7 protein-coding genes are annotated in these 8620 nt (G+C 76.5%); 5 read left to right on the top strand and 2 right to left on the bottom strand.

Annotated features, from left to right (window positions below):
• Window positions 1-204: 204 nt before the first annotated feature.
• The 3 genes from ACWGB8_RS16950 to ACWGB8_RS16940 all read left to right on the top strand — a co-directional run bounded on the left by ACWGB8_RS16950 (window position 205) and on the right by ACWGB8_RS16940 (window position 3821).
• Window positions 205-726 carry a hypothetical protein gene (locus tag ACWGB8_RS16950; RefSeq protein WP_452214267.1) on the top strand — a complete coding sequence of 174 codons (522 nt, stop codon included), beginning with the start codon at window positions 205-207 and terminating at the stop codon, window positions 724-726.
• Window positions 723-2291, top strand: coding sequence for a multicopper oxidase family protein (locus tag ACWGB8_RS16945; RefSeq protein WP_452214266.1), 1569 nt, complete (start codon window positions 723-725; stop codon window positions 2289-2291). The genes ACWGB8_RS16950 and ACWGB8_RS16945 overlap by 4 nt, the downstream gene beginning before the upstream one ends.
• A 168-nt stretch (window positions 2292-2459) precedes the next feature.
• Window positions 2460-3821: a DUF2252 domain-containing protein gene (locus tag ACWGB8_RS16940; protein WP_452214265.1), complete on the top strand. Its 1362-nt coding sequence runs from the start codon at window positions 2460-2462 to the stop codon at window positions 3819-3821.
• Between the two features lie 13 nt (window positions 3822-3834).
• On the opposite strand, the gene ACWGB8_RS16935 is transcribed toward ACWGB8_RS16940, so the two are convergent.
• Window positions 3835-4767 carry a diacylglycerol kinase gene (locus tag ACWGB8_RS16935; protein WP_452214264.1) on the bottom strand — a complete coding sequence of 311 codons (933 nt, stop codon included), beginning with the start codon at window positions 4765-4767 and terminating at the stop codon, window positions 3835-3837.
• Window positions 4764-6332, bottom strand: coding sequence for an FAD-binding oxidoreductase (locus ACWGB8_RS16930; protein ID WP_452214268.1), 1569 nt, complete (start codon window positions 6330-6332; stop codon window positions 4764-4766). Before ACWGB8_RS16930 ends, ACWGB8_RS16935 begins: the two co-directional genes overlap by 4 nt.
• Window positions 6333-6427: 95 nt before the next feature.
• On the opposite strand from ACWGB8_RS16930, the gene ACWGB8_RS16925 reads away from it, so the two are divergent.
• The gene (locus tag ACWGB8_RS16925; RefSeq protein WP_452214263.1) at window positions 6428-7039 is read left to right on the top strand and encodes a TetR/AcrR family transcriptional regulator; all 612 of its coding nucleotides are present in this window, start codon (window positions 6428-6430) and stop codon (window positions 7037-7039) included.
• Window positions 7036-8592, top strand: coding sequence for a glycerol-3-phosphate dehydrogenase/oxidase (locus ACWGB8_RS16920; protein WP_452214262.1), 1557 nt, complete (start codon window positions 7036-7038; stop codon window positions 8590-8592). The genes ACWGB8_RS16925 and ACWGB8_RS16920 overlap by 4 nt, the downstream gene beginning before the upstream one ends.
• Window positions 8593-8620 lie beyond the last annotated feature (28 nt).

The raw sequence follows: 8620 nt of genomic DNA, 5'->3' as shown, positions 1-8620 counted from the left end.
CCGCGCGTCGCCCGTCCGGCGCAGTGCGTCCCGCCTCCCGGCTCCACCGATGGGGTGGTCGTCCCCGATCGGCGGGGCGCAGCCGGGCCCGGGGCGGGCGGTGCCGGTTAGGCTCGCGCCCCGTCCCCGCTCAGCCCGTCGCCGTACCCCGGCCTGGCCAGCCCCCACCCCCTTCAGCCCCCGCGGACAGGGAGCCGCCCGCCCATGACCAGTGCCGACCCGCCGACCGGTGCCGACCCGCACGGCGCCGAGCCCGCCCGCCCCGACCGGGGACCCGCCCCCCGCTGGCCGCTGCGGCTGTTCCGGACGGGCGCGGGGCTGCTCGCCCTGCTCGCGCTCGTGCAGACCACCCTCGCCGGCAGCTTCCTCAACGGCCACTACGACTCCTTCGCCGCCCACGGCTCGACCGCCCGCGCCGTGCTGGCCGGGGCCGCCGTCCAGCTGGCCGCGGCCGTCGTGCTGCGCCGGACCGGGCGCGGCCCGCGGTGGCCGGCGGCGCTGTCGGCGGTCCTGCTGCTCGCCGCGGTGGGACAGAGCGCGGCCGGGTACGGCCGGGCGGTGGGCGTCCACGTGGTGCTCGGCGTGCTGCTGGTCGCCGGGGTGCTGCTCGCCGCCGTCGGCGCCTGGCGCGAACCGCTGCCCGCCCGGCGTGCGACCGCCGGCGTCGGCGGACCGGCCGCGGACCGGCTGCCGCGCCCGACCGGCCCGCGGGAGGTGGCCAGGTGACCGGTGCCCGGCCCACCCGGCGGCGGTTCCTGCAGCTGGGCGCCGCCGCGGCCGGCGCCGGTGCGGTGCTCGCGGTCGGCGGCCCGGTCGCCGCCCGCCTGCTGGCGGAGGCCCGCCCCGGGCGGCTGCTGAGCAGCCGGGTCGGCCTGCCGGAGCCGTTCCTGGTGTCGCTGCCGGTGCCGCCGGTACTCGGCCCGGTGGCCTCGGACGCCGTGGCCGACCACTACGCGATCACCCAGCAGGTCGCCCGGCTCACCATCCTCCCCGGCCTGACCACCGAGGCGTGGACGTACGGCGGCAGCTTCCCCGGCCCCACCCTGCAGGCCCGCTCGGGCCGCCCGGTGGTCGTCCGGCACCGCAACGAACTGCCGGCGCCGGTCTCCGTCCACCTGCACGGCGGCCACACCCCGGCCGGCAGCGACGGCTACCCGATGGACCTGCTGCACCCGGTCGGCAGCGCCCTCGCGGAGCCCGCGGACCACGCCCGGCACGGCGCCGCCGGCACCGCGGGAGCGGCGGTCGGCGAGCGCGACTACACCTACCCCGGGCAGCAGCGCGCCGCCACCCTCTGGTACCACGACCACCGGATGGGCTTCACCGGCCGCGTGGTCTGGCAGGGCCTGGCCGGCTTCCACCTGATCGGCGACGAGGATGAGGACCGCCTCCCGCTGCCGCGCGGCGAGCGGGACCTCCCGCTGATGCTCGCCGACCGCTCCTTCGACGAGGACGGCTCCTTCCGCTACCCCGCGGCCGACCCCGACCCGGGCGTCACCCCCGACTACCTCAACGGCGTCCTCGGCGACGTCGTCCTGGTCAACGGCGCGCCCTGGCCGGTCAAGGAGGTGGACCGCGCCCGCTACCGGCTGCGGCTGCTCAACGCGGCCAACACCCGGATCTTCCGGCTGGAGCTGGACCCGCAGCCGCCCGGCGGCGGCGCCCTCGTCCAGATCGGCGGCGACGGCGGTCTGCTGGAGGCCCCGCTCGCCCACGACACCCTGGACGTCGCACCGGCCGAACGGTTCGACCTGGTCGTCGACTTCGCCCGCTACCCGGCCGGCACCCGGGTCCGGCTGATGAACCGCTACGGCAGCGAGCGCACCACGGAGGTGATGTGCTTCGACGTCTCCGGGAGCCCGGTGAAGGACGACACGGCGGTGCCCGAGCGGCTCTCCGTCCACGAGCGGCTCGACCCGGACGCCGCCGTCGCCGTCCGCACCTTCTCGTTCCGGCGCAACCGCGAGTTCGGCTGGGCGATCAACGGCCTGCCGTACGAGCCGGGCCGGGTGGTGGCCGAAGCCGCGCTCGGGAGCACCGAGATCTGGCGGTTCACCACCGACGTCCACCACCCGGTGCACCTCCACCTGAACCACTTCCGGGTGCTCTCCCGCAACGGCGGCGCGCCCGGCCCGTACGACGCCGGCTGGAAGGACACCGTCGACCTGCGGCCGGCCGAGACGATGGAGGTGGTGGTGCGGTTCACGGACTACCCGGGCACGTACATGCTGCACTGCCACAACCTGGAGCACGAGGACAGCTCGATGATGGCCGACTTCACGGTGCGCTGAGCAGCCCCGGCCTCACCCGTTCGGCGTAGCGGCGGCCCGTTCGCCGCCGCCCCGGCCGCCCCCGCCCCGCGGCCCGACGTGCCGGAGCGGCCGCCCTCGCCTAGCGTCGCCGTCAGGAGGAGCAGCTCAGGAGCAGCCGAGCGCAGCCAGCCGTGAGGAGCAGCCGCCATGACGACCCCCGACGAACGCCGCCGGCGCGGCCGGGCCGCCCGCGAACGGGTGCCGCGCTCCGACCACGGGCGCTGGATCCCCTCCGCCGACCGCCCCGACCCGATCGCCGTCCTGGAACAGCAGGGCGCCGACCGGGTCGCCGAACTCCTGCCGATTCGCTACGGGCGGATGGCCGAATCGCGGTTCGCCTTCCTGCGCGGCGCGGCCGCCGTCATGGCCGCCGACCTCGGTGCCGCCCCCAACACCGGGCTGACCGTCCAACTCTGCGGCGACGCCCACCTGTTGAACTACGGCCTGTTCGCCTCGCCGGAACGCGCGCTGCTCTTCGACCTCAACGACTTCGACGAGACCTTCCCCGGCCCGTTCGAATGGGACCTCAAACGGCTCACCGCCAGCGTCGCCGTCGCCGCCCGCGACAACGGCCACGACGAGGAGCAGGCCCGCCGGGCCGCCCTCGCCGCCTCCCACGGCTACGCCGAGGCCATGCGCGAGTACGCCGGGCTCGGTGAACTCGACGTCTGGTACGTCCGGATCGACACCGCCGAACTGCTCCCGATGGTCCGCCGGGCCAAGCGCCGCAAGCGCATCGAGGCCAATCTCGCCCGGGCCCGCCGGCGCACCAACATGCAGGCGTTCGGCAAGCTCACCGAGCTCCGCGACGGCCGGCGGCGGATCATCGAGGACCCGCCGCTCATCGAGCCGCTGCCCGCGCAGGAGCTGCGCCGGATCGGCAAGATCTTCAGCGACTACCGGGCGACCCTCCCCGAGGACCGCCGGGTGCTGCTCGACCGCCACCACTTCGTGGACGCCGCCCGGAAGGTCGTCGGCGTCGGCAGCGTCGGCACCCGCTGCTTCATCATCCTGCTGGAGGGCCGCGATTCCGGCGATCCGCTGTTCCTCCAGGTCAAGGAGGCCGGACGGTCCGTCCTGGAGGACCACCTGCCCGCGGCGGCCGACCCCGAGGCGGAGGCGCCGCTCGTCCACGGCGGCCACCGGGTGGTCACCGGGCAGCGCCTGATGCAGGCCGCCAGCGACATCTTCCTCGGCTGGACGACCGGCCCGGCCGGCCGGCACTTCTACGGCCGCCAGCTGCGCGACATGAAGGGATCCGCGGACATCGCCGAGATGCCGCCCGGCGTCCTGCGCGGCTACGCCGGACTCTGCGGCCGGACCCTCGCCCGCGCCCACGCCCGCTCCGGCGACCGCCTCGCCATCGCCGGCTACCTCGGCCGCTCCGACCTCTTCGCCGAAGCCCTCGCCGACTACGCCATGGCCTACGCCGACCGCAACGCCACCGACCACCGCGCCCTCCTCGCCGCCATCGCCGACGGCACCGTCAGGGCCGAACGCGGCGTCTGACGGCGCGGTCCGCTCAGGGAGCGAGCAGGCGGAGGGCGGCGGGGGCGACGGTGACCTCGATCGGGAGCGCGGCGATGAACTCGCCGTCGGCGTAGGCGTTCATGCCCGAGGACTCGATGCGCAGCGAGGTGACCCGGTGGGTGGCCACCTCGGGGCGCTCGACGTGGGTGCCCTTGAAGACGGTGGGGAAGAAGCGGGCGACCTTCACGCGCCGCATCGCGGGCACCAGGGTGACGTCGAGGAGTCCGTCGGTGAAGTCGGCGTCCGGGCAGATGTGCATGCCGCCGCCGTAGCTGCGGGTGTTGCCGATCGCGGCGAGGGTGAGGTCCTGCTCGACGACCGTGCCGCCGTCCAGGACGAGCCGGTACGGCAGCGGGCGCAGATTGGCGAACTCGACCAGGATGGCCAGGTTGTAGCGCATCCGGCCGCGCGGCCACCGCAGGCGGTTGGCGCGGTCGCTGACCAGCGAGTCGAAGCCGGTGGCCAGCACCGAGCCGAAGTGCCGGACGGTGCCGTCGTCGGCGGTGATCCGGCCGAGGTCGACGGTCCGCACGGCGCCGGCGGCGATGACGTCGGCCGCCGCCTCGGGGGCCCGCAGCGGCAGGCCGAAGGAGCGGGCGTGGTCGTTGCCGGTGCCGGCGGGGACGATGCCGAGCGGCAGGGCGGTGCCGGCCAGGGCCTGCAGCGCGAGGTTGATCATGCCGTCGCCGCCGACCACGACCAGGGCGTCCGGCCCGCCGCCGTCCGGTCCGGCGGAGCCGCCCGTGCCGTCGGCGGCCGCGGTGACGGCCTCCCGGGCGATCCGCAGGGCGTCCGCGGCGTCCCGCCCGGTGCGCTCGTCGACCTGCACGCCGAGTTCCCGCAGCCGGGCGACGGCCCGGCGGGCGGCGCCGGCGCCGTGGCCGACGCCGGCGGTCGGGTTGGTGAGGACCGTGACCCGTCTCACGGGATCAGCTTGCCGGGGTTGAGGATGCCCGCCGGGTCCAGTTCGGCCTTGACGGCGCGCAGGATCCGCACCCCGGTGGGGCCGACCTCGCGCTCCATCCACGGCCGGTGGTCGGTGCCGACGGCGTGGTGGTGGGTGATGGTGCCGCCGTGGGCGAGGATGGCGTCGCCGGCGGCCTGCTTGGCGGTGCCCCACTGGGCGAGCGGGTCGGGGCCCATCGCGGCGACGACGGTGAAGTAGAGCGAGGCGCCGGTGGGGTAGATGTGCGAGATGTGGCACATCACCAGGGCGCCGGGCAGGGCCTCCACCAGGGCGGCGGTGACGGCGAACCGGAGGGCGCCCAACTGCCGCCAGCTGGTGGCGGTTTCGAGGGTCTCGCAGAGCGCCCCGGCGGTGAGCAGGGCGTCCCGCAGGTAGGGCGCGTCGAAGCGGCCGTGCTCCCAGGCGCGGGCCGGGCCGTCGCCGAGCGAGGTGCCGCCGGCCGCGAGCAGGGCCGCGCGGGTGGACTGCTGCCGGGCGGCGACCTGGTCGGCGTCGCCCTCGACGACGGTGACGGAGAGGCAGCCGCTGATCTCCGCCGCGCCGCCGATCTTCGCGGTGGTGGCGAGGTTGACGGCGGTCTCGGCCTCGTCGGAGAGCCGGATGACGGTGGCCCCGGTGCCCTGCTGGGCGACGGCGCGCAGGGCGGCGGCCCCGGTGGTGAAGTCGGGGAAGCTCCACGCCTCGTACGCCTTGGCGGCGGGGGCGGGGTGGACCCGCAGGCGGACGGCGGTGATGACGCCGAGGGTGCCCTCGGAGCCGAGGAACAGCTCCCGCAGGTCGGGCCCGGCGGCCGAGGCGGGGGCGCGGCCGAGGTCGAGGACGCCGGTGGGGGTGACCGCGCGCAGGCCGAGCACCATGGCGTCGAAGCGGCCGTGGCCGGCCGAGTCCTGGCCGGAGGAGCGGGTGGCCGCGAAACCGCCGATGGTGGCGAACCGGAAACTCTGCGGGTAGTGGCCGAGTTCCCAGCCGCGTTCGCCGAGCAGGGCTTCGGCGGCGGGTCCGGTGAGGCCGGCGCCGAGCAGGGCGGTGCCGGACTCCTCGTCGAGCTCGAGCAGCCCGTCGAAGCGGCGCAGGTCGAGCGAGACGACGGCGGGGAAGGCCCCGCGGACCGGGTCGAGACCGCCCACCACGCTGGTCCCGCCACCGAACGGCACCACGGCGATGCGGCGCTCGGTGCAGACGGCGAGCAGGGCGGCGATCTCCTCCTCGCTGCCGGGCAGGACGACCGCGTCGGGGGCGTCCTGCGGGTCGCGGCTGCGGCGGCGGAGCAGGTCGGGGGTGGACTTGCCGCCGGCCCGGGGGAGGCGGTCGGCGTCGGCGGCGGAGACGTGCTCCTCGCCGACGACGGCGGCCAGCGCCTTGAGGTCCTCGGCGGAGAGGGCCGAGGGGTGCAGCACGACCTCGTCGGCGGCCGGGCCGGGGGTGCCGGGGCCGGTGACGCCGAGGGCGGCGGCCAGCAGGCCCTTGATGCCGTCGGACAGTTCCCTGGCGAGTGCCGGGTCGCCCCAGGCGTCCCACTTCATCGGGGGGAGCGGCAGGGCGGCGCCGGCCGGGGGCTGCGGGGCCGCGGGAGTGCCGGGGGCGGTTTCGGAAGCCATGCGTTACAGTGTTACACATCATGTCAAGCAGTAACGCCCCGCTGGGCCCCTCCGCAGAGCGCCCCGTCCGCGAGCGCTCCACCGACGACGCGATCCTCGACGCCGCCGCCGACCTGATCGTGCAACTCGGCCCCGGACGCGTGCAGTTGGCCGAGATCGCGCGCCGTGCCGGGGTCAGCCGGCCGACCGTCTACCGGCGCTGGCCGGACGTCCGCGCGGTGATCGGGGCGCTGCTCACCCGCGAGATCGGCGACACCCGGGCGCGCGTCGAACTGCAGGGCGAGGACCGCGCGGCCTTCGTCGAGGGCGTGGTCGAGGCCGCCGTCCTGCTGCGCGACCACCCGGTGCTCGGCGCGCTGCTCCACTCCGCCGACTCCGACCTGCTCTTCCGGTACGTCGTCGAACGGCTCGGCGCCAGCCAGCGCGGCCTGCTCGACGCCCTGCGCGCCGGCATCGTCCAGGGCCAGCAGCACGGTTCGATCCGGCCCGGCGAACCCACCGAACTCGCCGCGATGGTCCTGCTGATCGCCCAGTCCACCGTCCAGTCGCACCGCATGGTCGCCGCACTGCTGCCCGAGGCGGCCTGGCGGCGCGAACTGGCCAGAGCCCTGAACGGATACCTCGCGCCGTGAAGACACCCACCGGCCCGTACGCCGGGACCGCCCGCCTCGACGCCCGCCGCCGGGCCCTCGAACTCGACGCCCTCGCCGACGCCGCCGAGCTCGACCTGCTGGTCATCGGCGGCGGGGTCACCGGCGCCGGCGTCGCCCTCGACGCGGCCTCCCGCGGGCTGCGCACGGTGCTCGTCGACTCCCGCGACCTCGCCTTCGGCACCAGCCGCTGGAGCTCCAAGCTGGTCCACGGCGGACTGCGCTACCTCGCCTCCGGACGGATCGGGGTGGCCCGCGAGAGCGCCCGCGAACGCGGCGTGCTGATGACCCGCACCGCGCCGCACCTGGTCCGCGCGCTGCCCCAACTGGTCCCGCTGCTGCCGGGGTTGCTGCGCCCCGGGCAGGCTGCCCTGATCCGCGCCGGGTTCCTGGCCGGCGACGCGCTGCGGGTCGGCGCCGGCACGCCGTCCGCCGTGCTGCCCCGGATGCGCCGGGTCGACGCCGGCCGGGCCCGCTACCTCGTACCCGGCCTGAAGGACGCCGGCCTGCGCGGCGCCCTGGTCGCGCACGACGGCCAACTCGTCGACGACGCACGGCTGGTGGTCGCGGTCGCGCGCACCGCCGCGCAGTACGGTGCGAGCGTGCTCACCCGGGTCCGCGCCGAGCAGGTCACCGGCGGCTCGGCCCGGCTGACCGACACCCTCACCGGGCAGTCGCTGACCGTCACCGCCCGCGCCGTGGTCAACGCCACCGGCGTCTGGGCGGGTGAGGTCGACCCCTCGATCACCCTGCGGCCCAGCCGCGGCACCCACCTGATCGTGTCCGCCGCCGCCCTCGGCCACCCGGTCGCCGCCCTCACCGTGCCCGTCCCCGGCTCCACCAGCCGCTTCGTCTTCGCGCTGCCCCAGCAGCTCGGCCGGATCGCCGTCGGCCTCACCGACGAGGACGCGCCCGGCCCGATCCCGGACGAGCCGACCCCCGCCGAGCACGAGATCGACTTCCTGCTCGACACCGTCAACACCGCCCTGCGGACCGCCCTCACCCGGGCGGACGTGCTCGGCGCGGTCGCCGGACTGCGCCCGCTGATCGACACCGGGGACGGCGCCACCGCCGACCTCTCCCGGCAGCACGCGGTGCTGGAGTCCCCGTCCGGCGTGATCACCGTGGTCGGCGGCAAGCTCACCACCTACCGGGCGATGGCCGAGGACGCCGTCGACACCGCGGTGAAGCTCCGCGGCCTGGAGGCGCGCGCCTGCTGGACGGACCGGCTGCCGCTGGTCGGCGCGCCCGCGCACCGCGACAGCCGCCCGGTGCCCGGCGCGGCGCCGGTCGCGCTGGCGGCCCGGTACGGGGGCGAGTCCGCGCGGGTACTGGCCGCGGGCCCGACCGCCCCGGTGGCCGAGGGCATCGACGTCACCCGGGCCGAGATCGCCCACGCGCTGCGCCACGAGGGCGCGTTGGACGCCTCGGACGTCCTGGACCGGCGGACCAGGATCGGCCTGGTGGCCGCGGACGCCGAGCGGGCCCGGCCGGCGGTCGAGGAGGTCCTCGCCGAGGTGCGCGCCGAGGGCTGAGCGAAGGCGCGGAGAACCGGGCGCCGGG

The sequence above is a fragment of the Kitasatospora sp. NPDC054939 genome, assembly GCF_053610105.1.
The sequence above is the reverse complement of the archived record's forward strand: the minus strand, read 5'-3'. Positions and strand labels throughout refer to the sequence as shown.